Annotated in this window: 1 protein-coding gene; it reads right to left on the reverse strand. The window is 64.9% G+C overall.

What is annotated here, in order from left to right; genetic code table 11:
• Positions 1–1,108: calcium-binding protein (locus N0K08_RS23180; protein WP_315968029.1), on the reverse strand; the 1,108-nt coding region annotated here is incomplete at both ends.

The following is a 1,108-nucleotide window of genomic DNA, read 5'->3' on the forward strand; positions in this document are numbered from 1 at the left end:
CAGTGCCGGTGATGTTGAGTGTATCCAGGCCGGCACCTCCATCGACCGCATCCGCGCCCTCGGCGACGGTGTAGTTGATGGTGTCGTTGCCGCTCCCTGCGTTGATCACGTCGTTACCGCCCCGGCCGTCGACCACGTTGGCGACAATGCTGCCGGTGATGTTGTCGTTACCCTGGCTGCCGATCACGTTCTCGATCGCCGAGAGGATGTCGATCCCGGTCTGCGCGCTGCTCGCGGCGCTGGCCGTGACCGTCGCGCCTGCCGAGGTCGCCGACAGGTCGTAGGTGTCGACGCCCGTGCTACCTATGTAGGTGTCGTTTCCGTCGTTCAACGTGGCGACGAAGCGATCGTCTCCACCACCGCCGTTGAGCGTGTTGCTCAGGGCATTGCCGGTGAGCACGTCCGCACCGGCGCCCGTCGCCACGCTCTCGATGCCTGCGATGCTGCTGAACCCGGAGGCGGTTCCAGCCGTCAGGTTCACCATGACCGCAGCCGTCGACGCACCGTAGTTCAGCGTGTCAGTGCCGCCAAGCAGGTTGGCCGTGACGGATTCGACATTGGCCACCGCCCCACCCCCCACCGTTGTGAGCGAAGTGCCGTCGAACACAACGACCAGGTTGTTATCCGCGGCGGTGCCGGTGATGTTGAGTGTGTCCAGGCCGGCACCTCCATCGACCGCATCCGCGCCCTCGGCAACGGTGTAGTTGATGGTGTCGTTGCCGTCACCACCGAACAACGTGTCGTTGCCCGTCCCGCCATCCATCGTGTCGTTGCCCGCACCGCCGATCAGACGGTCGGCTCCGGCTCCGGTACTGAGGATGTCGTTGCCCGCCTGGCCGTCAGCGATGTTGGCGACGTTGGCGGCAGCATCGAAAACGATGCTGTCGTTGCCCTGGCTGCCGATCACGTTCTCTATCGTGCTGAGCAGATCGCTGCCAGTGCTGGCGCTGGTGGCCGTGGTCGCAGTCACGGTAGCGCCCGCCGCCGTCGCCGACAGATCGTAAGTGTCTGTACCCGTGGCGCCTATGTAGGTGTCGTTGCCGTCATTCAGTGTGGCAACGAAGCGGTCGTCGCCGCCACCGCCGTTCAGCGTGTTGCTCAGGGCATT

This window comes from Acidovorax bellezanensis (assembly GCF_025421555.1).
GTDB lineage: Bacteria > Pseudomonadota > Gammaproteobacteria > Burkholderiales > Burkholderiaceae_C > Comamonas > Comamonas bellezanensis.